Origin of the sequence: Tardiphaga sp. 172_B4_N1_3, from assembly GCF_052076035.1 — a bacterium.
Taxonomy (GTDB): Bacteria; Pseudomonadota; Alphaproteobacteria; order Rhizobiales; family Xanthobacteraceae; genus Tardiphaga; species Tardiphaga robiniae.
This window is the reverse complement of record NZ_CP197238.1, coordinates 2576809-2598146: the sequence shown is the minus strand read 5'-3', so window position 1 is coordinate 2598146 and position 21338 is coordinate 2576809. Positions and strand designations below refer to the sequence as shown.

29 protein-coding genes and 1 pseudogene are annotated in these 21338 nt (G+C 56.8%); 9 read left to right on the top strand and 21 right to left on the bottom strand.

The window, feature by feature from the left end; genetic code table 11:
- Positions 1–401 precede the first annotated feature (401 nt).
- On the top strand, positions 402–794 hold the full coding sequence (locus AB7783_RS12280; protein ID WP_441277782.1) for a hypothetical protein: 393 nt from the start codon (positions 402–404) through the stop codon (positions 792–794).
- Positions 795–1374: 580 nt separating this feature from the next.
- Here the strand turns inward: AB7783_RS12280 and AB7783_RS12275 are convergent.
- On the bottom strand, positions 1375–2454 hold the full coding sequence (locus tag AB7783_RS12275; protein ID WP_441277781.1) for an acyltransferase family protein: 1080 nt from the start codon (positions 2452–2454) through the stop codon (positions 1375–1377).
- 234 nt (positions 2455–2688) lie between these two features.
- Here AB7783_RS12275 and AB7783_RS12270 point away from each other — a divergent pair.
- Positions 2689–3321: pseudogene (locus AB7783_RS12270) on the top strand (BLUF domain-containing protein); the annotation flags it as partial.
- Between the two features lie 86 nt (positions 3322–3407).
- Here the strand turns inward: AB7783_RS12270 and AB7783_RS12265 are convergent.
- Positions 3408–3671 carry a hypothetical protein gene (locus AB7783_RS12265; RefSeq protein ID WP_441277780.1) on the bottom strand — a complete coding sequence of 88 codons (264 nt, stop codon included), beginning with the start codon at positions 3669–3671 and terminating at the stop codon, positions 3408–3410.
- Positions 3672–4801: 1130 nt separating this feature from the next.
- Positions 4802–5131: a hypothetical protein gene (locus AB7783_RS12260; RefSeq protein WP_441277779.1), complete on the bottom strand. Its 330-nt coding sequence runs from the start codon at positions 5129–5131 to the stop codon at positions 4802–4804.
- A gap of 872 nt (positions 5132–6003) precedes the next feature.
- Here AB7783_RS12260 and AB7783_RS12255 point away from each other — a divergent pair.
- Together AB7783_RS12255 and AB7783_RS12250 are read left to right on the top strand one after the other, a co-directional pair.
- A complete protein-coding gene (locus AB7783_RS12255; RefSeq protein WP_441277778.1) occupies positions 6004–6321 on the top strand; it encodes a hypothetical protein in 318 nt (105 codons plus the stop codon).
- Between the two features lie 70 nt (positions 6322–6391).
- Positions 6392–6532, top strand: a complete 141-nt coding sequence (locus tag AB7783_RS12250; RefSeq protein ID WP_441277777.1) for a hypothetical protein — start codon at positions 6392–6394, stop codon at positions 6530–6532.
- 1060 nt (positions 6533–7592) lie between these two features.
- Here AB7783_RS12250 and AB7783_RS12245 read toward each other — a convergent pair.
- The gene (locus AB7783_RS12245; RefSeq protein WP_441277776.1) at positions 7593–7904 is read right to left on the bottom strand and encodes a nuclear transport factor 2 family protein; all 312 of its coding nucleotides are present in this window, start codon (positions 7902–7904) and stop codon (positions 7593–7595) included.
- A gap of 745 nt (positions 7905–8649) precedes the next feature.
- Between AB7783_RS12245 and AB7783_RS12240 the strand changes: the two genes are divergently transcribed.
- Positions 8650–8814: a Flp family type IVb pilin gene (locus tag AB7783_RS12240; protein ID WP_441277775.1), complete on the top strand. Its 165-nt coding sequence runs from the start codon at positions 8650–8652 to the stop codon at positions 8812–8814.
- A gap of 105 nt (positions 8815–8919) precedes the next feature.
- Here the strand turns inward: AB7783_RS12240 and AB7783_RS12235 are convergent, their stop codons facing one another.
- The 3 genes from AB7783_RS12235 to AB7783_RS12225 all read right to left on the bottom strand — a co-directional run bounded on the left by AB7783_RS12235 (position 8920) and on the right by AB7783_RS12225 (position 10104).
- A complete protein-coding gene (locus tag AB7783_RS12235; RefSeq protein ID WP_441277774.1) occupies positions 8920–9141 on the bottom strand; it encodes a hypothetical protein in 222 nt (73 codons plus the stop codon).
- Between the two features lie 325 nt (positions 9142–9466).
- On the bottom strand, positions 9467–9625 hold the full coding sequence (locus AB7783_RS12230) for a hypothetical protein (protein WP_441277773.1): 159 nt from the start codon (positions 9623–9625) through the stop codon (positions 9467–9469).
- 134 nt (positions 9626–9759) lie between these two features.
- Entirely contained in the window at positions 9760–10104 is a 345-nt protein-coding gene (locus AB7783_RS12225) for a hypothetical protein (RefSeq protein ID WP_441277772.1), read from the bottom strand.
- Positions 10105–10237: 133 nt separating this feature from the next.
- Between AB7783_RS12225 and AB7783_RS12220 the strand changes: the two genes are divergently transcribed.
- Both AB7783_RS12220 and AB7783_RS12215 read left to right on the top strand, forming a co-directional pair.
- Positions 10238–10483 (top strand): hypothetical protein, encoded by a 246-nt coding sequence (locus AB7783_RS12220; RefSeq protein ID WP_441277771.1) that lies wholly within the window; start codon positions 10238–10240, stop codon positions 10481–10483.
- Positions 10484–10726, top strand: a complete 243-nt coding sequence (locus tag AB7783_RS12215; protein WP_441277770.1) for a ribbon-helix-helix domain-containing protein — start codon at positions 10484–10486, stop codon at positions 10724–10726.
- Between the two features lie 161 nt (positions 10727–10887).
- Here AB7783_RS12215 and AB7783_RS12210 read toward each other — a convergent pair whose 3' ends face one another.
- A complete protein-coding gene (locus tag AB7783_RS12210; RefSeq protein WP_441277769.1) occupies positions 10888–11133 on the bottom strand; it encodes a hypothetical protein in 246 nt (81 codons plus the stop codon).
- Between the two features lie 145 nt (positions 11134–11278).
- Between AB7783_RS12210 and AB7783_RS12205 the strand changes: the two genes are divergently transcribed.
- On the top strand, positions 11279–11494 hold the full coding sequence (locus AB7783_RS12205; RefSeq protein ID WP_441252546.1) for a hypothetical protein: 216 nt from the start codon (positions 11279–11281) through the stop codon (positions 11492–11494).
- A 208-nt stretch (positions 11495–11702) separates the two neighbouring features.
- Here the strand turns inward: AB7783_RS12205 and AB7783_RS12200 are convergent, their stop codons facing one another.
- The 6 genes from AB7783_RS12200 to AB7783_RS12175 all read right to left on the bottom strand — a co-directional run bounded on the left by AB7783_RS12200 (position 11703) and on the right by AB7783_RS12175 (position 14667).
- On the bottom strand, positions 11703–12035 hold the full coding sequence (locus AB7783_RS12200; protein ID WP_441277768.1) for a hypothetical protein: 333 nt from the start codon (positions 12033–12035) through the stop codon (positions 11703–11705).
- Entirely contained in the window at positions 12032–12754 is a 723-nt protein-coding gene (locus AB7783_RS12195; RefSeq protein WP_441277767.1) for an SOS response-associated peptidase, read from the bottom strand. The genes AB7783_RS12200 and AB7783_RS12195 overlap by 4 nt, the downstream gene beginning before the upstream one ends.
- A 16-nt stretch (positions 12755–12770) precedes the next feature.
- A complete protein-coding gene (locus AB7783_RS12190) occupies positions 12771–13217 on the bottom strand; it encodes a hypothetical protein (protein WP_441277766.1) in 447 nt (148 codons plus the stop codon).
- Positions 13217–13666: a hypothetical protein gene (locus tag AB7783_RS12185; protein WP_441277765.1), complete on the bottom strand. Its 450-nt coding sequence runs from the start codon at positions 13664–13666 to the stop codon at positions 13217–13219. Before AB7783_RS12185 ends, AB7783_RS12190 begins: the two co-directional genes overlap by 1 nt.
- A gap of 90 nt (positions 13667–13756) precedes the next feature.
- Positions 13757–14116 (bottom strand): hypothetical protein, encoded by a 360-nt coding sequence (locus AB7783_RS12180; protein ID WP_441277764.1) that lies wholly within the window; start codon positions 14114–14116, stop codon positions 13757–13759.
- A 335-nt stretch (positions 14117–14451) separates the two neighbouring features.
- Positions 14452–14667, bottom strand: a complete 216-nt coding sequence (locus AB7783_RS12175) for a DUF6894 family protein (protein WP_441277763.1) — start codon at positions 14665–14667, stop codon at positions 14452–14454.
- A gap of 245 nt (positions 14668–14912) precedes the next feature.
- Here AB7783_RS12175 and AB7783_RS12170 point away from each other — a divergent pair, with 245 nt between their 5' ends.
- On the top strand, positions 14913–15215 hold the full coding sequence (locus AB7783_RS12170; RefSeq protein ID WP_441277762.1) for a ribbon-helix-helix domain-containing protein: 303 nt from the start codon (positions 14913–14915) through the stop codon (positions 15213–15215).
- A gap of 89 nt (positions 15216–15304) precedes the next feature.
- On the opposite strand, the gene AB7783_RS12165 is transcribed toward AB7783_RS12170, so the two are convergent.
- The 7 genes from AB7783_RS12165 to AB7783_RS12135 all read right to left on the bottom strand — a co-directional run bounded on the left by AB7783_RS12165 (position 15305) and on the right by AB7783_RS12135 (position 20600).
- Positions 15305–15676, bottom strand: coding sequence for a hypothetical protein (locus AB7783_RS12165; protein WP_441277761.1), 372 nt, complete (start codon positions 15674–15676; stop codon positions 15305–15307).
- 120 nt (positions 15677–15796) lie between these two features.
- The gene (locus AB7783_RS12160) at positions 15797–17953 is read right to left on the bottom strand and encodes an acyltransferase family protein (RefSeq protein ID WP_441277760.1); all 2157 of its coding nucleotides are present in this window, start codon (positions 17951–17953) and stop codon (positions 15797–15799) included.
- 255 nt (positions 17954–18208) lie between these two features.
- The gene (locus tag AB7783_RS12155; RefSeq protein WP_441277759.1) at positions 18209–18484 is read right to left on the bottom strand and encodes a hypothetical protein; all 276 of its coding nucleotides are present in this window, start codon (positions 18482–18484) and stop codon (positions 18209–18211) included.
- A 10-nt stretch (positions 18485–18494) separates the two neighbouring features.
- On the bottom strand, positions 18495–18686 hold the full coding sequence (locus AB7783_RS12150; RefSeq protein ID WP_441277758.1) for a hypothetical protein: 192 nt from the start codon (positions 18684–18686) through the stop codon (positions 18495–18497).
- Between the two features lie 222 nt (positions 18687–18908).
- Positions 18909–19364 (bottom strand): hypothetical protein, encoded by a 456-nt coding sequence (locus tag AB7783_RS12145; RefSeq protein WP_441277757.1) that lies wholly within the window; start codon positions 19362–19364, stop codon positions 18909–18911.
- Positions 19365–19948: 584 nt separating this feature from the next.
- Positions 19949–20248, bottom strand: coding sequence for a hypothetical protein (locus tag AB7783_RS12140; protein WP_441277756.1), 300 nt, complete (start codon positions 20246–20248; stop codon positions 19949–19951).
- Positions 20249–20333: 85 nt separating this feature from the next.
- A complete protein-coding gene (locus AB7783_RS12135; protein WP_441277755.1) occupies positions 20334–20600 on the bottom strand; it encodes a hypothetical protein in 267 nt (88 codons plus the stop codon).
- Positions 20601–21338 lie beyond the last annotated feature (738 nt).

The window sequence follows — 21338 nt, the reverse complement described above, 5'->3', positions numbered from 1 at the left end:
AATGGCACTTACGTCCCGCCGTCGCACGCCACGAATCCCAATAGTACTCAGTCTGATAACTACGGCGCGCGGGGCAACACCAATCCCTACACGGGGCAGACTGGCACGCGGACGCCTCGTTAAACGACGCGGAAAAATCGAGGCGACCTTCAAAATCGACTTGCAGTAATGGGCCTTTACCAGGCTCTCGCGGTCGTTCATTCAAATGAAGCCATTCATTACCTATGTCAGTCGTCGGACAGCTCATACTTCCGCCGAAGCTCAAGGGTGAGAGCTCCCACGAAACGAGCGCAAGTAAAGTGGGCCAGGCTATCAGCTTGACTCGTCACCGCGCTCCAGCCGGGACCTTCGGAGGTCCTTACCTTTCGAATCTCGACGGATACTGCCGGCGGACATTCCGGGTGCTCGTTCATGCGCTCGCGAAAAAGCTGCGCCAGTTCGGCTTTGGAAATTGGCTTCTTTGCCATCGGCGCCTGCCTTCTGGCAGTAACACTAGCAGCAATTTGCTGCGGCCGGCGGTATTCGCGGCGCTCGACGTGAAGTCAGTCGTGTTTCAAGCTGTAGTGATCCCGCAACTGCGTTTCTATGCGCGTTACCGTATTCGCAAGCTTCGGAAATTGCCGACGCTGACTGGCATTCGTCAGTGCGCTCCAGTCCCCACGACCGCCTCTAGGGACGATTGCTATTCGGGCATTGCTCAGACTTGTTCCGACGAGCTTCTCGTGGAAGTGCCAGATCAGCTCGTCGGTGTAGTAACTTTCTTGGGCATGTATGTCCGAGGGTTTCAAAGGTGAATTTGGCCGAGGCGATTCAGTTGCCTCCTCTATCTTATGCAGACAAGCCTTGTGGTCATTCTTGGACAACTAATAACGATCGCGCCGCTTCCTGTCGCCGGAGGCTGGAAGATAGGCAGAGTGGATGGCCCTTTGCTCCCGATCGGAACGCAAAGCGCGCTGGCTACGGTCTCGTCTGCTTCGCAGTTAGCGGATCCAGTTTTCTCAACAACCCTGAAGAATGTCCCGTCTTTGCCGGGGGATCCGTCTTTGCCGTCCTTGCCAGGGGCGCCGTCGCGACCGTCCTTGCCGTCCTTCGGCAGCTCCCTGCCACAACCGGCAAGACCAATGCTAAGCAGCGCAATGCAGGCAGCCATCAAAAGCGGTTTCATTCAGTCTTCTCCATCTCGCTTCGACCCTAACAGCGAAGGTGACAGCTACAAGCCGACTCGCGGAGGTGTCATGACTGAAGAGGTTCGGCGGCCGAGAGTTCCGACGGCGTCCAAATATCACTCAGCCCTGAAGTCTGTCATCAAACCCGCAATCATCGTGCTCGATGCGCTTGGCGACTCCGAGATGAGATTTCCGCCCTTTGCAAAGCCTATGCGCCGCTTTGCTGCGGAGCGAATGTCGACTGGGGCGCCTTCTTTCGGGATGTAAGCAGGCGGCCGACACCGATAAACGGAAGCTCGACGTATTTCACCGACAGGTAGGCCACAGGCACCGTGAGCGCTGTGATTGCCAGGCCAGAGATCAGGCCGGTTACGAGCGGATGCGGCAGGCCTGGTATCTGTTGAAGCTGGTGATTGATTATTTCCAGAAACAACACGTTCCACAGGTATAAGCTGTAACTGATAGTGCCGAGAAATACTGATGTCGGTCTGGCCAGGAAGTCGCCGAAGGCGCCAGCTTTACGATAGTAAATGAGCCCGACCAGAAACACTGCGATCGTTTCTTGGATGGTGTGCCGCGCGAAAATAGTTCCGATGAGGAGGATGGGCCAAGACCACGTCGGGATCTTGCAGAGCACGGCTTTGCCAAGAGATGTTGGAATCAGTGCGCCCAAGGCGAAGCAGTAGATGAACATGCGGAACTGGACGAGGTGGCCCTTCAGCGGCGGCAAGTACAGGAACGCGAATATCAGCGCAACAACGATCAGTCCGGCCTCTTTAAAGCGTTTGAAGGCTAGGAAGCCCAGCGCAAGCAGGACCGCTCCCCACGCTTCGACACCAAGGGTCCATGTAGCGCCGTTCACGGGATATTCCAGCAAACCCAGATTGAGAAGAAGGTTGTCTACTGTGCGAGACGTGCCGGACGCGTTGAAGACCAGCCAACATGCTATGAGGCAGACAAAAAGTACCGGATATATTCTGAAGAAGCGACGGATGAAGAAATTGCGAATGAGCAACGGAGTGGGCGATCTGTCTCTCATGAGACTTTCAAAGAGGACTGCACCGCTCATAATGAAAAACAAGACGACCGCCGTCTGCCCATTCAGGAGCGTCAGTCCAATCTTCGACAGCCAGTCGCCGGCTCCGTTGATCTCACTAAAGTTCCGGTAGAGCACTCGGCCGACGAGATCCGGATCAGCGCCTAGGATGGCGTGGAAGAAGAGGACCGTGAGGGCTGCATACCCTCGCAGGCCGTCGAGCTGTTCGTTTCGCTGTGAAGGGGCGGACATGCCCCGAGTGTTTCAGAATGTTTCGCAAGGTGCAAACCGGGGGTATTTAATCCGCTCCATTGTCCGCACCCGCGAAGCATACATTCACTGACAGAATCACCTTGAGTGAATAAATGCGTCCGCTCCGGGGATGTCCGCGGCGGGCATTGTCGCTTACGGGATCAGTGAACTCTCTTTGAGATCCGGCGTTAATGGACGTCGGAGGCCCTTCATGTTTCGGATTTTGTATCTCAGTACTGCCAATCAACCATTTTCACCGGAGATCTTTCCGAGCTACTGCAGAAGGCGAGGGCGCGGAATGATGCGGCGCAAGTGACAGGTATGCTCGTCCATTCGGACGGCGACTTTCTTCAGGTACTTGAGGGAGAACCAGAAAATGTCATCGGCGTATACGACCGCATCGGCGTCGATCCGCGGCACCGTGACATCAGCGTGCTTCAGCGGGACCGGCTGTTTCCGAACTGGGCAATGGGCTTCAAGCGCGTACCGGATCGGATGCTAGTTGACGAGGCTGTCGGGGTTAATAGCCGAGTCAAGTTGCGATACCTGGATGCTACGTCGGCCTTAGATTTCCTGCTTGCGTGCAGCCGTAGCCAAACATGGCAATCCGCACTGGCGGCTCACAGATTAATAGCCCGTCATCTCCGAGCTCGAAACGCGCATGGCTTTTGCAGCTCGAAGCAGCCGAACAGCTGCCGTGTATTAGGCGCAGATTACCCGAACGCCGTTGCGAGCAAGCTTACAAAGAGCAGGAAGAACCCGGCCGCGGTGACGGCAAGGTATCGCTCAGGAACGTCGTCTCGATCTCGATCTGTACTCATGACACAACTGTCGGTTCGGCCCCAAGCGATGGTGCGGACGAATTGATTAAAAATTTGGAATCACCGCCCTTGGCGGCTTTGCGCCATTTTGGGACTCCTTCTGTGGTCCCGCGTCTGGAGGCGCGCGTGAATTCAATCCAGGCGGAGATTGTAGATCTCACGCAGTTTCTTTTGAGTGGCCGCCACACCTCGGGCGACGTTGCGATGGGTTCGCTCGTCGGTAGCGGGGTCGACGCTTGCCCTGGAAACGGTCGCTATCGTCCAATTCGCAACGCCGAAAGGGTCCGGGTCGTGGTGGATCGTAAGTTCAGTGACGCATTCGCATCCATGGAGTGCTCTGAGCTCAACGAGTGCCGCGTGTTCCAATGCGGCTTTCGTAAGCAGAGTCTTCTTCATTGGCAGCCTCCCTTCGTTTTTAGGAAGGATAGAATCGCATCGAAACATTGTCTGTACGGCTGGACCGCGCTTGATGAGGGCGAAAGAGGTACCCCCACGCCATGGAACTCGTCGGTGGAACGAAATGCGGAAACGTCGGCACGCGTTCACTATATTGACGCTCAAAGCAGTTTGCTTCTCCAATGTTCAACTGCGGCGGCTGCAGGTTCCCAAAGGGTGCTATGCATGCCGCCGGTCCCCCGGATGCTGTCAGTCAGACGACCCAAGATTTCAATCGCTTGTCGATGAGCTGCGGCGACGTCAGGGCTGTCGTCGAGCTCAGGAAAGTCGGCCGCAAGGCCTTCGACCAATTGGGCGGCCGTCCTTCGATCCGATGTCCTTGCTACCTTCAGAACAGCTAGGGCGTAGTTCGCTTTGGTGAGGCTGGAGGCGTTACTCATCGATCAGATCTAAAGAGAAGAATCACACGCCATAATAGCTTTATTACGAAGCTGATTGGAAGGAGTATGTGCCGGACCGATCTGGCCCGCGCCTCCGCGCCAACTGCCCGAGACCAAAGTCAGGTGGACTATTCGTTTATAAGCGATGGGCTGTCGCCTCGAAGAAAAGCTCGTGCTTCCTGGATCATGCCATTGGCGATCTCTTCGTTGATCAGGAAGTCGTAGTGCCCGTCTCGTGTTACCAAGGTCAAAGTTCCAAGGAGCGGGGGAGTGGTGGATCGACATCACGCCGACATCAAGGGCCAGAAGCGCCTCGAGGTCATTCTTGGCGGGCATGTTGAGTGGTTTGTCGTGCAGGGAAGGTGTGATTGCAGTGCTTTCTGCAATTCTTTGAGCTTACTCTGGTTTCTGCACCGCATTTGCAGAGGTTATGGGGATCAGCAAGGCGCTGATGGTCAGCACGCTGGACACTTATCGCTCAATCCGTCGAGCACACTCTCGACAGCTGCGATCCGCTCCTTCCTGTTCTTGCCTGAGAATTTGCGGTGTTCCGCAAGGGATAGCGCATAGTCGACGGCATGATGGCTATGCCGTAAGCGCTTATATCCATGCTCCTGGCACGGTTCGATTGCATGCGCTTCCATCAGTAGGTCGGCGGCCCACATTTCGAGGCTGCTTTCTGTTTTCATTTTAGCCATGGTCACACCTTCTTAGCTCGCTTTGATTTCGGAGCAGGCGCCGGGGCGTTGATCGGAATACCACATCGCCAATGACGTGCCGCTCGGACGTGTCCATGCTGTCGGCAGCGAATAGATTGGTATCTCGCCAGTTCCGGCCCATAGGATCGCCTAAGGTGGCGATGGCGCGAGCGTCGTCCTCCGTTTCGGCCGAGACGATTGCGATCTGTCTGCTCTTTTCGAGTTGATTAAGCGCCGGAGTAAGCTTCCACAGTCGGTTGGTTTCTGGAACCACGACGGGCGGTGCGGCGATCTCGGTGACGGGCTCGTCTTCGTCGGACATAACGAGAGAACGACGACCCGTGCGCCCTGTTCCGCGTCTCGCAGATTTGGAAGCCGGATAGAAATTTCCGTGAAGCTCGCCGCTGGGGAGACTAAGTGCGAAAAATCTCCAAATAGATGTCGCGATTTTCGCACTGCAGCCGTCGATCCCGCCGATTCATCTTAGCGGCTCTGACATCGGAAAACACATGACCATCGCCCCCCTTTGCAGTGGGAGGAGCCGTGGACTTGGGGGACTAGCCACCGAGCGGGGGGCGAATGACCACCGCTTCCCCATCCCCAGTTCGCTTGATCGCGGCTTCCAGAAACGCCTTCCGCTTTTCTGACGTTGCGCTCTGCCACTGCGACGTCTCGAGGGCCGTGCCCGATACCTCAAACTCTCCATCAATTGGACAAACGACCTTGTAGGACTCGCCTCTTGGAACGAGAAAATTACAGGCGTTTCCGCAAACCGGACACGTTCCAATTGGCATAGATAGCCCCGTGCTTTGACCGCGGCGACATCAGTTAGATCGGCTGCTTGAAAGCCGGATTCCCCCGGGCGCTCACGCCTAACGAAACGGCCTGGCGGCGAACAGAAAACCCGGACCGCCACGCCGAACTCGTGCGGAATGATCCGAGGCCGGCGATAGAAATTCAGGAGGCTCGGCGGCGTTGAGTTGGGGACAGGGAGACCGCCGAGCCAGGCCAACAGCCTCTGCAAAAGATGCTGACCGGCGGGGAAAGAGACAATAACAAAATTCGTTCCAGCTATGCCTGCAGATGAAACGGCCCGACGCTCAACCGAATCCATGAGCGCCGGGCCAAGCCCTGGCGTGGCTTCTGGGGTCACGCCGGCATTCGACCTCTAGCATCACAACCAAAGGACACTCAATGACCCGCATCTTCGCGGCAGCTTTGCTGTGCGCGCTATCCACAACGCCTGCTCCGGTCCAGGACATATTTACCCGGATTCGCTCAATCGATGTCACCATGCGAAGGAGGGGACCTGCATCGCCAGCCAGTACGGGGTGGGTGACGGATACCATGGTCGCAGGACGGCCTTCGGCCAGCGGTTTCAATACCTACGCCCTGACGGCCGCGCACAAGACCAGGCGCTTCAGCAGCTACGTCACGGTCACGAACAAGGCCAATGGCAGCTACGTGCTCAGCCGATCGTTGCGCCCGCAACGAATACCATCACGCAATTGATTTGCTCCCAACTTAAACTTGGTCGACAATAATGTGCCTAATGCGCAATTCTCCGTCGAGGGAGGCTTGTATGGATTTCTTTGCAATCCTGCGCGAGGCGTTCGGCCGCGCCCAACCGGAAGCCGACGAAGACAATGAGCAGCTCATGAGTGAATTTGTGAGGCTCCTGCAAACTAACGGCTATGACAGCAAAAAAAATGCCCGAGAGTAGTTCTAAGCATCCGGGGCACGGGTGGTGTCCTGACGACGTTCAGTAACTTCTCATCTCCGGGGATAAGGACATGTTCGGCGCGGTGGCGCTGCATCGATCTGTTTCGAGCAGCAGCCAATGCCATCGGCATGGGCGACACGACGCGCGTCACAGTCCAATGACACCTTGGCTGTCGAGACGGAACAACTCCCGATGGGAGCCATTAATCGGCGTCCATCGCATGGACACAGACCAAACTTGCCGCGCTACCGTTCAGCGGTCGCGCGGCGTTTTTGTTTTGAAAGCAACGAAGGTAGCAATTCTCAGTTGCTGAGAACTGAACGAGTAGAAGCGGAAATCGCTGATTTGTCGCGGCCGGTGCCAAGCGGCCTGCACGTTGCGAGAATACCTCTCGACGTTGAAGGTTATGCACTATGCTTCCTGAAGAAGGGAGGCCCTGCGATGTGGATCACATTGACCGCTTGCTTCGCTTGTTTTGCGATCGGGGGATATGCGGGTCACTACCTAGGCTACCGTGACGGAAGGGAAGAGATCCAGGACGAGTTGAGAGATCTGCTGACCAGTCGGTGGCCGATCGCTGAAGGCCAGCCGCGGCAGTAGTCATTTATGAGAACCGCGATGCCTTCCCCGCAAGCTGAACGAAAGCCGGTCGTCGGGATCACCTCCATGTGAGCGCAGTCCCGCGCGTTCCTCGATCATCCGAGCTAATTCCTGGTACTTCACTGCCAGAGCATTTAGCTGATCGGACACTGATCGATACCCGCCGAATTTCGCAAACTCTTTGCACCTTCGAGATATCAATCTCAGTCGTGCAGCCGTTGCGATCGCTTCTTGTTGGGACTTCGTCAGTGCCATCGACGTCCTTCTTCAACTCGCGCCTACTATCTAAGATAGTAGTCGAATTGGACTATCGGCATGAAGTTGAGTGTTGTTCCTGAGACAAACTATCGCAAGCCCGGCCGGACGTACTCGGAAAGTCAAACGAGGATTTTAAGAAGCGGGAGTGCCGCAGTGGTCTCGGCTCTTTATTTATCAGCTGATGATCATTCGTCAGGTGGCCCTAATTCAACGGGCCGCATTTTTGAAAGATGATCTGCCCAGTTGCATCAAATTCAAAGTCAGCGCGGACGTTGGAGCCTTGGCAAACGTAGGTATGGCTATGGCCCTCACGAGCCGGCTGAAGGTTCTCCAATTCCGCAGCTGGGGAATCCATTAAGCGCTGCTCCCAATATGCCCCCAAAGCCTCGCGACCATTTATCGTCGTCGCGCCGCTGCAACCGCATTCGATGGTAGCGCTGTCGGCATAAAGGCCGACAATACTCTCAAGGTCGCCGGAGCGATAAGCATCGAGCCAATCAACTACTGCGGCCATCGGGCAAAGGACATATTTCCTCACCTACTTGCCAGACCTACGCGTCTAACAGGCGGTTTAGAATGGGTCTAATGAATGTGAGCTGAATAGTTATTAAAAACACATTCTCATCAGGTGAGAATTAGGTCTTGCGGGGCAGATGCTGTGAGGACACCCGCAGCCGATTACTTCACGAGCTTCGTTCCCATCTAGCCGTTCTGATCTTCGCGCGGTCTGACAATTGCATGAGGAGGACCGTAGCTTTGCGTACCAGGGAGTTAAAGATGGCGATGATCCACCGCCGCTGGACTGACGATGAATTGGCCATGCTCCGGATGCTGGCCGGGACGTTGCCGCCCGAAAACATAGCTAAAAGGATTGGACGCTCGCGAGCAGCAGTCATGATCAGGGCGCACGAGATGCATTTATCTCTGAGGCGCTTAGATCCGGACGGGGTGGAGAGAAATTGGGCGACGCCCTGTCCCACGGTAGGTATTAGCCGGCTATCCGCGCCGTCCCTGGAGGGCTCGTCAAGCAAGAGGTCGGCGCGTTCCGCCTACTGACGCCGCATTCGTCATCTCCTTGATGCAGCACCACCATATTGGAAGCCGTCCGGCGCCATGCCCGGGCGGCTTTTTTTTGGGGGCTCGGCAAGTGTTTTGGGGGATAGTGCCGTATTTTACCGGCGGGATTTCCACAACCTTAAGAGTTACTTTGCATTTTCATCGCGCGGATCGCCGCTAATTTTTGCATGGGGGTACTCTACATGAAGCGTTTAATTCAGAAGTTCTGGGCAAATGAATCCGGTGCCACTGCCATCGAATATGGACTGATTGCTGCGGGCATCTCGCTGGCCATCATTGCCGTCGTCAACGGCCTCGGCACTAACCTCAACGGCAAGTTCACCGAAATCAACGGGTCGCTTAAATGAGGAGCTAGTCGGCTGTTCTCAGCGGCCCAGCGTACTCGAACTTCGTTTTGTGCACCTCTCGCCAATAGCCGTCCGGTCCCCGCCGGGCGGCTTGTTTGTCTCCGTTTAATCCCTTGGGCTTCGGTTTGTCGGCGGCAGCGATACGCCTTCACGGGCCGCCTTGCCGTAGATCGAGATAACCGCCCGCTTCAATTTCATTGCGATGAGCCGGGTGGGGGTGTTCTGCTTCACCAGCGTCTTCATGTTTTTCAGCTCGGCTTCTGTCCAATCCCAACGAGGCCCGGCGGCTGACACCTTTTGTGCGGACTTCTTTGCTTTCTTAGCCACGCATTCTCCCTTTACGTCTGGGTTATTGTACAACTCTCAGGCGCCCATAGCCCTTCCGCAAGCGCTCCTGTGCGGCGACTTCTTCATGGTCCAGAATCTCGAGCACGCGCGCGAGGGTGTCCACCAAGTCGCGCGGTCCAGGTTGGATATATAGTCACGCAGCACTGCCTGAGCGTCTTCCACGGCCTTGTTGATGATGTCGATGTCTCTCATTTCATGAATCCGATCATGAAAGCGATGGTCAAATAAGCCGCGCCGATCACTCCCGCCGTCACAGCAAGCGCGAGCAAAATTCTCCAAACCCCAAACGGTCCGATTTCATCTCTCACCGATCCCTCGCAAGCTTGGGGCGGTTGCGCCACTTCGGGTCTTTGTCGACTGAGTGATAGACGGGCGTGCCTTTGGGATAGAGCGCCTGCATCATACCAAGACGCGCGAATTCGATCGGGCCGCCATGATCCGCTGCCTGGATCAGAACATGCATTGCATTCTGCCATGGCGCACTGTCGTGCTGAGATTTGGGAAGGTTGGTGATGTATGCTCCAGCGTCTCGAAGCGTGACGATCTCGGTGCCATCTGGCAGTACTATCGGGTCGGGGAACGGGGTCGACCAAGACATCATGCCAGCCTCAGGTTTAGCTGGCGCTCACGGCCAGCGTGGCGGACTACGAAGTCTTCGATCGAAGAGCTGAGGTCTTCGTGGCGGAGATCGGCGCGGCGCCTAATCTCCCGAGCGACGTCTTCGGAGACGTCGTCCGCCCAGTGTTCGGAGGTGTTGAAAGCTATGACCCGCTGAGGATCGTTGTACTGTCCAGCCATTAAGTCACGGATGACAGTCTCGAGATCGGTGTCGGCGGCGTCAGCTTCGCGCCAAGCACACCCCGATCGCTCAAAGCAGTCCAGAACGAGATAAACAACGCCGACGTTTGGCACGATCGTGGGCGTCCAACGGGACTGACGCATACTAGAACTCCAACGCAACTGCTGGCGGATTCAAGCTGGCCCTAAGTGATTCGTTCCGAAGTGGCTTGGAACTTGTTGGTCTAATTCTCGTTTTCGTCGAGCCGCGGTATTGCGGTGCTTGGGAGACGGACGGATGGCCACTAACAAACCGACGGGCGACAATGCCCGCAAAGGCGCCGTGAAAAAGCGCAGCCAGACGAAGACGACGATGGGCGGAGCTACCACCTGGACGAAGCGGGACAAGACGACCGGCGAATTCATGGCGATCAAGAAAGCGAAGAAGGCCGCCCCGAAGAAAGCCGCGGCTGCAGAAAAGAAGACCGCTAAGAAGACAACAGTGGCGAAGAAGTTTAAGGGCGTTAGGCGGGAGAAAAAGTAAGTGGGAAGTCGCCACGGCTCGGCGGGTACAATCCGTAAGCGGTCGGTCATGATTGATGGACACAAGACCAGCGTAAGTCTGGAGGATCAGTTCTGGGAGTCGATCAAGGAGATCGCTGCTGAACGTGAACAGCGACTGACCGAGCTTATCAATGTCATCGCTGAAGGCCGCGATAGAGCAAACCTGTCATCGGCTCTGCGAATTTTTGCACTAAACCATTATAAGCAGACGCAAAGGCGATGAGCAGAGCTACGGTTGTTTGGCTTAGACCGACGGCTCAGCCAAACAACCCAAAGACCCATCCCAGCACACCGAGTAGCGGGATTAAAGCAATCCCGATCAGTATCAGGGGCGCAGGCTCATTCCCGTCGTCATTCGGTTTGAAAAACTTCATCAGTCCCTCATCAATCTGCAGGCCGGCGGCCAGTGTGTGAATTGAGCGGCCCCTTGCGCTCGCGAAGCAGCCCTTCCGGGAGGGGATCGTCAAAGCCCGGCAGTGGCTGGCTTCTGACATCTGCGCCATGCTGTGCGGCCTCATGGGCCGTCGGGGCTTCCTTCACTTGATGAGGCTGCTGCTTCCCTGCAGGAGAGATCGGGTCGTAGGTGCCGCTGCGCAGGTCCCGGCCGTCGGTATGCATGTCGTTTGCCATGTGAGCCTCCTTTTCAAGGGCCTCAATGATCGGCGGCCGGTGTCGTTCCGCAACCAGCGATCAGCCCTGCGGCGTAACGCAGCACAAATGGGCGGAACATCGTGCGAGCGGAGGTGTTCGACTTAATCTGAAACGGAAGAGTTCGATGCCGACAGGTCAGCCAACGCCGCCACCGCGCGGAGCAGGGAAGTTCGCCGCTATCGCTGCGGTGATTGTCGCGATGATAATCGTCGTGACGTTTGTTGGCATGAATATGCAACACGCGCAGACGGCAAAGGAGCAGGAGTCGGGACAAGTTAAACCGGCCGATGCGCCTATGACTGAAAAAGACCTTGGTAAATTGCCCGCAAAGCCAAATTAACCGCTGTCAGGGTGTCCCATGCGGCAAAGACCATATGTAATCGCCGCCGTATTTCTTCTTCTAGTGCTCGGAGGCGCGCTGATCTTGCGCGATTCTGGCACCCGCGCGCCTCCCGACCAAGCCTTCAAAGCACAGCGAGAGTAAACTAGGCCTGCGGTTGATCCGCCGCACTCGTACATTTTGATAATGCCGTCGGGCTGGCGCGCCCTCATCGCTGAAGCCCTAGCGAGGCGGCCGGCAGCTTAAATTCTTCGCCCATCTCGGTGCGGTCTGCCGGGTCGCAGTTCGGTCCCCACAGGATGTAGCCGCCGCTGCCGTGCATCTCGATGAGGCCGGCTGCGATTAGATGATCCCGGCCAAGAGCGTATTCGGCCGCATTAGCCTTGTCCCGATTGAGAAAGGTCGCGTTCCATGCACCGACCGGGATCATGCCTCTCCGGTCTGCTCCGATGGCCTTTGCAATCTCCCATAGACGTGCTGCGGCTGCTTCTGGCCTGGCGTAGGGGCGGTCTTTGACGAATTGCTCGAACTGCTTATTCATATGGTAGGCGCTTCGTCTTTCTTTTTTCCGCGAGCGATAATTTTAAGTGCGCCGTCGGGGAGAGGGCGCTGTAGCTTCGTCGCCTCTTCCGTCGGCGCATTCATCCAGGCTTGCAGTTCTTCGGGCTTCGTCAGGATAACGGGCATTGCTTTCGGATGGATTGCGCCGACTTCGACGTTCGGTTCGGTGGTGAGAAAGGCGAAGATGTCGTTGGACGTCTCGCCCTCTTTGACCTTCCGAACCGACGTCCAGTTCGTCCAGATTCCCGCGAAGAATGCCAGAGGCCGGGTCTCGTCGAACGCAAACCATATGTCGCCACCCTCAGCTTTGTTGAACTCGCTGAAGGACGTGAAGGGCACCAGGCATCGGGCTTCAACACCGAGCCATCGCTTCCAGTGCTTGCTGTCGAGATTACGTATGTTCGTCGTTCCGCTGTCCGGCTCCATCCGCAGCAGTTCCTTGAAGTCGATCTGCATGCCCTTGTCCTGGAGCTTGGCGGCACGCTTTTTCGCCGCCTGCATCTGCGCGAACTGAGACGAAGGCATGCCCCAGCGCGCCAGCGCCAGTTCGGTGCCGCTGGCATTGTTGCGCACGATGGGCGCCGGATAGTCCGGGAAGATGCCCGGCATAGCGGGCAGGTTGCCCGTGCTGTCGACGTCGAAATTAAATAGCCGGCGTATGGCGTCTTGGTTCTTCGTCATCGAATAGAGATTGCACATGCGGCGCTCCTGGCCGTTACGTTCCCGCAGGCCTTCCGGTGATGTGTTCGATATGTGCCATGGTTTCTTCGTGTATGCCCGGATTGAACATCGCGCCACATGCGCACCGGATTGGACCTCTCCCGAGCTTGTTCCGATATCCAGCATCCCATAGCGCATATTTGTTGGCGGTCCACTGTTTCTGCCGGCGGCTCGCTTCGAACTCCGCATCGGTGCGCCTCGGCAGGAACACCTTCCATGCGGCATCGAAGCAGACGCGGGCTGTGTCAAACTCCCGTGCTTCGCCTCTGAAACATTCATTGCGATGGAGCGGGTAGAAGCCGCAAGACCATTTCCAGATACCCGACCTCTCCGGGTTCGGATCCCAGTCTTGCTGAGCGATGGTGCCGACCTGCACGTCGCCGTACCAGATCTCCCAGGCCTCAAAACGATCATCGGTGCGCCGCCGTGTCAGCTCCGGCATCACGGCGCCTCCCTGGCGTGCCGTCGGTTAGGCGCCAACTGCAGCAATGTCGCCAGGGGGCGTTTTCGTGCTTTCGCACATCGTTCGCAGCGCAGACGGGTGGCAAGGTCGTGGATGCAGGTCGTGTCGACATGCGGGAGTTCGGCAAGGCTAACGTCGCGCTTAATCCGACATCTCGAGCATTCGATCTCGAGCCAGGCAAAGCCGCCGTTCAGCGCCTGGTCGACGGTCGGTGAGGGGTCGATCGGCTCACCGTCCGCCCACATGCGTTCGTTCCAGCTTTCGCAGGACAGCCTATCGGCTTCCCGGATCAGCGACTCGCCTTTAGCCCGCAGCTCATCCGCCTGTCGGGCGAGCATCAGCGTCACCCTGCGAGCCTTCGTCAGCTCTTTATTGAGAGCCTTGCGGTCGCCACCAGATAGGGGCGTGGGGTGATATTTCGGAGCCATATGGGCGTCCAAGCGTGACGGTCAAAAAATGAAAAATCAAAAGCGCTAGGTGGTCTCAAATGACGGCCAGCAGCCATCCTCCTCAAGGCGTCATGTGCGTTCCTGGCAGCCGTTGTCGAGCAGCTTCATCCCGACATCTTTCCAGATGGCATGGACTCCGTAGAGACGCGCGGCATCGATGGTTTGGATTTCGACGATCCGATCACAGCGACGGCAGGACACTCGCAGGACGTGCCGGGGAATTTCCGAGAGGCGGCGCTGTTGGACCGGAACGCCGGTACGGATCTGACCGCGCGGATCCCGGACAATGGAATCCCAATACGCCTCCGGCAGATCGTCTGCAGGGCCAGGCGCTGGAATAGGCTCTGCGGTTGGGCGGCTCGGTTTGGAGGCCAGCTTCTCCATCTGTTTCGGCGTCGGCATTCGCCAGCTTGCGGGTCTGTCGCTCATGCCTCGATTAGAACATAAGAAGAACAAAAGTCGAGTCCGCGGAGGTTGTATCCTGGTGGAGCGGCGGCGCCGACGGGGCGGCTCGGGGTAGCGGAGGAAGCGTAAGACTATAAGCGCACCAGAAAAATACCAGCAGCCGCGACGGCGACGATCCAAGCGGCCAGCACAGCGATGGGTGCGATCCTTGAGCGGGAATTAGAATTCTGCATGGGCGGAGGTCATAGAAAACGCAGGTCCGTTTACGCGGGAGGCTACCACTCTCAGCACCTTGCCGTGACCACAGACGCTGTTTTTAACCTAGACCACAGCGAAGGGATCCGGAGATGCAACCGGCGTCATCGAATGGGGCTGTCCGGCTTCACCGGCTCTTTGTGAATTTCTGTCCCTTCGTCGTCTTCCACAACGATGTGGCGGGGCTTAGCGCCGGTCAGCGCCACGTACTTGGCTATTAGCTCGGCCTGCCGCTTTGCCTGCTCTTCATTTTGGAGCTCCAATCCTACGGGATCTACAAGCTTCGTACCGTCGACAATGGGGAAATAATACTTGGGCATGCGCATTCTCCGGCAGGGGAAATGCGCATGCTTTCAGTCCGTTCCATGTTGCCTTTAGCGGGCTCGGATCCGCCAACGCTAACCTCTCGTTAATCATGCTGGATCAGCCTGTGAGAGTGCGGTGGCACCGGACGACTTTGGGGACCGGCAGCCGCACCGAAGAGCCGTCCGGTGTAATGCCCGGGCGGCTTTTTCGCTGAGCTTGGGAGAAGAAACTTTCCGCAGACTGGGGAACTTAAATCGCCATGCCCGACGTGAGAAAGCCCACAAAACCACGAAAGCAGTCGTTTACCAGACCCGACGGGACGTCGACGAGTATCAGCCTTGAGGAAGCCTTTTGGGAGGCGTTGAAAGAGATCGCGAACGAAAAACGTATCTCTCCGACAGACCTCACCAGGCAAATTGATCGGGACCGGGTTCGAGGCAACCTTACCTCGACTATACGTCTTTTCGTCCTAGAGCACTTTATTGCGAAGTACCGATCGGCAACTGACCCGAATGCGGATAGGCAGCGAAAAGCCCGCTCCGAGGAGGGCGTGCGTTCTTGATATTTGCCCCAATACTTTTCGGGATGACCAGAGAGTTGCGGAGGTCGCGGCCTTTGTCCGTGCCGCGCGCCTGACGAACTCGTTATGGCTTACTTCGGCCGAACGCTTTGATCGCCGCCGGGACTGCCGGGCGGCTGAATCACCGGCGTATTGCTGCTATCTGAATTCGGCGTGGGTGCCCGCATCGCGGGATCGACATTGCTCGGCGGGCACAGAACGCCATCGGATTTCGCAAGTTTATCGCCCAACGGTTCCGGGCTCTGTCCCGTTGTCGTCCCGCTGGGAGCAATCGTCCCCTCGGGGGTCGTTTGTGTCGCCGCACAATTGGCATTTGTACGCTCGGCTGCCGGTGGCGCGGTCTGTGCGGGAGGTGTGGTAGGCGTCGGCGGCGCTTGGGCGAAGGCAGCGCCGTAACCGGCGACAACAAGAGTTGCGATGACAAGCGGCTGTTTGATCTGCATCCGGAGCAAACCGTGGGCGCGAATGGAGGTTCCGGCCTCGGGCCAATTTTGTCGGGCGAGGAAGGGAGACCGGCATCGCTGCCCGCTGCGTGTTTGATCAATCTCGCTCGGCACAGTGCTTCACTTCAGGTCCGATCGTTCAAGTGAAGTGTGCGCTTCGGTTCGGACTAGGTCGGCCACAAAATTGGCTCCAGCTTTTGTCAGGTGGCCATAATCCCATGAGATCAATTCGCCTTTCGGCGAGCTTCCATGTGTGATGCATCCCGCCTCGTTGCACATGGCGTTGTATATTGAAATGAACTGAGCACCGGAGGTCCTTGCTACGGCGGCGAGATCGCTGTCCAATTGCTTATAGCCCACGTCGCTCGGTCGGATGCGATCCAGAATTGTGCCCGAGGATTTCCAGTTCTCATAAACCCGTGTGGGCAAGTCGGGTGACCAATACGGCGCGGGGCCGAGGATCACGATTTGCTTCACTGATTTTCGCAGTTCGACCACAGCGCGCGCGAGACTGCTCATCTGCGAGCGTCCCAATTCTTCGCTATTTACCAAATAGGTCCAGAAGGCGAATATGATCAGCTTATCCGGCTTTAGCTCCGCGATCCTATTAACAATATCATTGTTGCTCCTTTCGCATACCGTCGAGTTTGTGCCGAATGAGGGTAGGCATGCGTCTCGCGTGAATTGAGCGACCTGTCCGTCGCGATCTTCGGAAAAGCCGGTGTAAAGGCGACCAGCGTGCGAATCGCCCCAGATCAATGTTTGCCCAGCACTACACTCTTTGCCGAACTCGCTTGTCGCAGTGTTTGCGATCCAGCACGTCTGTGCGCGAGCGCCTGCGACTGGGTCATATCGCATTGTGTCGATTACCGATCGAATCTCCGCGGGGTAGCGCTGTGGGAGGCCGCTGCTGAACCATACTGCGGCGCTCATCAAAAGGACGAGAGCGGCCATCGAGGATGCAATAGCAGGCGCCCGCTGGCTGAGACGTCCGAAGCGAATTGGAGTTTCTACCAGTGCAGTAGTTAGCCAAGCTAGAATGAAACTGGCGATGACGATGGATCCCATGATCCACGCAGATGTAAGACCTGAAATCGTGGTGAAGGTGATCAGGGGCCAATGCCACAGGTAAGCGGGGTAGCTGATCTTTCCGACCTGTATGAGTAACCGGCGCTCCAAGAAACTCGCGCCGTAGGCGAGTATCAGGGCGGATCCGACAACAGGGGCTGCAGCACGCCAGCCGGGGAATTCGCTTGATTGTTTGAAAAGGGCCGCGCTGCATAAGATGAGTACGAGGCCAAAAAATGAAACGACGGTCCCACGCTTAGGAGTCCGGATTGCGATCGCGATAAGTCCGCCGGTTCCGAGTTCCCAAAGGCGAGCGAGCGGATTGTAGTATGCCGTCGCTTGGTTGAGATGTGTGTCAATGATGCAATAGATGAACGACGCAACTACGATCGCAATTAGAAACGCGATCGCCCTCTTTTGGGTTCTCGCAAAGAGGATCAGTAGGAGCGGCCAGATAAGGTAGAATTGCTCTTCAATCCCTAACGACCACAGGTGGAGAAGGGGTTTTGTTTCGGCCGCGGCATCGAAGTACCCGACTTCCGTCCATGCCAGGAAATTAGGGAAGAACAACGATCCGGCGATGCCGTGGAGGCCCAGATTCTCATATCTGATTGGCAGCAGGATGAAGCCGCCAAACATAACCGTTGCTCCGATTACGATTGAGAGCGCTGGCAAAAGCCTCCTAGCTCTCGCCTGGTAAAACTTCCAGAAACTGAAGGTGCCTTCCGTCATTTGAGGGAAGTATTTTCGGGTGATCACGTACCCACTGATGACGAAGAACACGTCAACGCCCACGTACCCGCCGGTCAAGGCGGCGGGAAATGCGTGGAAGATAACAACAAGAATGACCGCTACAGCGCGAAGCCCGTCAATGTCTTCCCGATAAGGCAGATGCACCCCGTAGACCCCCAAGCCTTCCACGCCCAACGCGAGTAATAATAGGGTCACAACTCTACGTAAAGCCATTGGCAGGGGGATGAGTCGATTGCCCCGGTATGCCGCCATTTTGCCCGATGGCGCGGAGGGCGTCACCGCGAGAGGCGTGGTGTTCTCGCCAGAGTGCTGAAACCATACAAAATAACGGGAGATCGGCGCGCTCAGCTCCAGTTCAGAAAGGAACAGGTAAGTGATGACTGGGGCTTTTGAATACAGGAAATACCAGATGAAGTTAAAGTTGGCTGTTTTCGGGTTGCTCGCTCTAGCAGGCACGGCAGTATCAGGTGCGGCATCGGCAATGCCGCTCGGTCTGGCATCCGGCGCAGGCGTCGGACATAACATTGAGCAGGTGAGGCTAGTTTGCGATCGCTTCGGACGTTGCTTCCGCACCCCTGGCTATGCGCCCCGATACGGATACGGGCCACGATATGGATATGGTCCACGCTATGGCGGGTGGGACCGGGGCTGGCGTGGCGGGCGCCGCTGGTAAATCATATCAGGGGCCGCGAAAACGCGGCCCCTATCGCTCTATGACGGCTTCCAGCCCTTCAGGTCTTCGATGATTTGCCGGAAGGCGATTTTGACTTCAGAAACTTGAGCCAGGTCTGGCAATATGATCTCGCCGGGTAGGTCACCGCTGCCGGCGCTACTATGCAAAGCCAGCATGGTGTTCTCGAAGCCGCCGACGTCAGGGTCTCCAGCAAGAAATTCGTGTTCAGGAAAGGCTGCATCCAACTCTGCAATGACGCGTTCAACAGCGGCCGAAGACGCGTCAGGCGTAAGCGTGAAGATGAACGTGGTCATTGCGCCTCGGTCATATCCCCAAGTCCCCTGGAATATTTCCCGAAGCGATGAGCGCCTCAAGGTCACGGGCCATCTTCCGGTATTCGTCGGCAAGCTGCGCGAATGCATTCCGTTTAACGGGGTCGGTAGCAAGCCTGCTGATGAGCTGGCACTCCTCAGCATCCACGCGCAGTTTTTCCAATCTCTGTTTAATGTCCTGCATGTTATTGGGCTTCTATAGGGGCTCGTACTGCAGCCTTGGACGCTCGAATGCCCACCAACGGCTTGCCTAGTTCGCGGGCCTTGTTCTGTACCGCCGTCGCCGGCCGTCCGAGGGCCGCGGCCGCTCGCAGAACTGTTGCACCGCTATCGGCAAGACTAATTAGTCGAGCAATGTCTTCTGTTGTCCAGGTCTTGCTAATCGGGCGTCTTGCCATGGCTTCGCTCAGTGTATTTTGCGGTATCCCGCTTCCGTCAATTTGACCTGATCGTTCATGACTTCGACCAGTCCCATTTCCAATAATTCGCGCAACTGATCTTCCGTGATCGGCGAGAGCTTCAGTCGACCCGCGTAGATATCGCGGAGTGTCCAAGCGAGTTCGATATCGTCTTTCCAGTTTCTCATCGGTCCGACCTTGAGGCTCAAGCCGTTGAAGCAGGAGCCAGCGACGCGTGCATCCCGCCATTTTACCCGAGGGCGAGGATCAGGGAAGCCGCTAGTTATTTTCGCTTCGATCGTAGACCGCAAGAATTTGCATACCGGCGAGAAATTTTCGGAGTAGCGACCTTCGCTTATCTTGGACATACTTTTGAGGTAAGCATTCGGAGAATAGCAGTGAGTTCGCGGTCCGGTAGCGATTTTGACGCCGGCTATACGCCTGACTTTTTCGCTTTCAAACATGGTCTCACGATCCAACAGGCCATCACACTCATACATGACGTCGGGCCGTCTCGTGCAAGGTTAGACGCCGCGGCTATAATGCTTAAACAGAAGCTGGCTCTCGAGCAGGCGAGCGAAGTTGCGTTGGCGTTAAATAGCAGTGAGAGCCAAAGACCCCGGCGAAACCGGTCCGCGAAACACCGGTGACCGATTCCATCTTCCCGGGATGTAGGATTGCATCGTGTGGGTGACAATAGGATTTGAATAAAATGCCGGGGAGCATTTTCAGGTCCCGCTAACAGCAGCTTCGCATCGCAGCAATGACTCTGTTTTGAGAGGCAACCGGAAGTTAGCTTCGCTATTAAGCTATGTATGACTGAGTATTCGGTGAAGCAGATCGGAAATGAGTATGCGGTTCTATCGTTGGGAGCGCCGATCCTCAAATTCCCATCCCGGGCCGAAGCGGAATCTGCGATCGCTGAGGTCGGCAAATTATTACTTAGGCCGAAGTTGCGGCACCGGCTGCCGGCGCGGAAGCCGCAGAGTAGCCCGTGATCTTGGGCGGCCTCGGCGACGTGCCGCGGGAGTTCGAGCGACGCGCGCTTCTAGGTTGTTTCCTGCGAGTCGGGCGCCTTTAGGGCCAAGGCGCGCCCTATAGCAAAGCGGGCGAGTTCGATCGACGCAGCGCCTTCAGCGGCTTCGATCAACATGTGCGTGGCCGCCCGCCAGGGTTCCGAGCGATAAACAGTATCAGGCAGCCGGCTGATATAGGCTCCCGCGTCCCGAAGCGTCTCTAAGACGACGCCATCGTCGGTCAAAATGGGATCGGAAAAGTGTTTATCCCAGGACGCCCCTTCCGATGGGGCAGCAGTGTGGTCAATCACGCATTCTTCGAACATGGACATTAGAACGCGGTCCAGGTTTGCCAGTTCCGTCGGGTCGACCGGCCGCCCGGTCGTTGGTCAGGAGGAAGACTCTCCACTAGCGTCCCTACCATTGCCGGATTCGCAGCAGCAGCTTGACGCCCAGGTACAGTCCGAACACGGTCATTACCGCGGCCGTGCCGAGAGCAGCCAAGAAATTAAGTGGATCGCTTTCGTAAGTGATCATACGGAATTGGCTCGGCCCCGCTGTACCGTGAGATCGACCGAACAACTGGCCCGTTGAGAACAAACTTGTCAGTTGAGACAGGCCAAACCACAGCATAAAGCCAGTACAGCAGGTACCGAGAGCGACTAACGCATTCTGCTTCAACATCGGCGGCACTTCATACGAGTTTGATGCATCCCGCTATTTTACCCGATAGCGGGGAGGGCGTCACGGGGATTGGTCAACGTGGCGTCATGGGTCATGGACATATTCCTGATTCGCAAATGCAACGCTAAAGTCTGCGTATCAACAGATTCGGAGACTGGAATGCAGACGACCACGGTTCGCGTCACTACACCAATGCCAGCGGGCAAGGAGCCACTGGTTTGGCACTTCGATCTGATGACAGCAAACCCCGCTGAGGCCATCCGTTGGACAAAGGCCACTCCTCAGGTCCTTCCTCACGCGATCGTCGAAATTGTCGAGCGCGCTCCTAACTGATCGCTATTCGGAAGTGCGGGGCTCGGACACTAGGGAATGGCCCGATCTGGCGGCCACACGCGCACGTTACCAAGAAAGCGTCATTCGGAAGATGCCGAAGGAAATCACGTAGCCGAGGCACCAAGAATAAAACATCAAATACCCAAGCGCTCCTAGCGAGCTGTTGTCGGGCCCGCGAGTCACTCGATCGTAGACCCAGATTGCCAAGAGCCCTGGTCCTACGAGCGCGTAATAGACATTCACCCAGCGAGCATTGCCGAACACCCCGATGACCACAGCGACCGCTGACGAGACGGCTACCGAAGGGAGGAAATAGATTGCGAGAAGTAAGAGCACAGTAGTGTTCCTATTCCATCTACGCTGAGGTGGCCCACGCGGTCTCGCACGCTATTGATAGCACTCGGG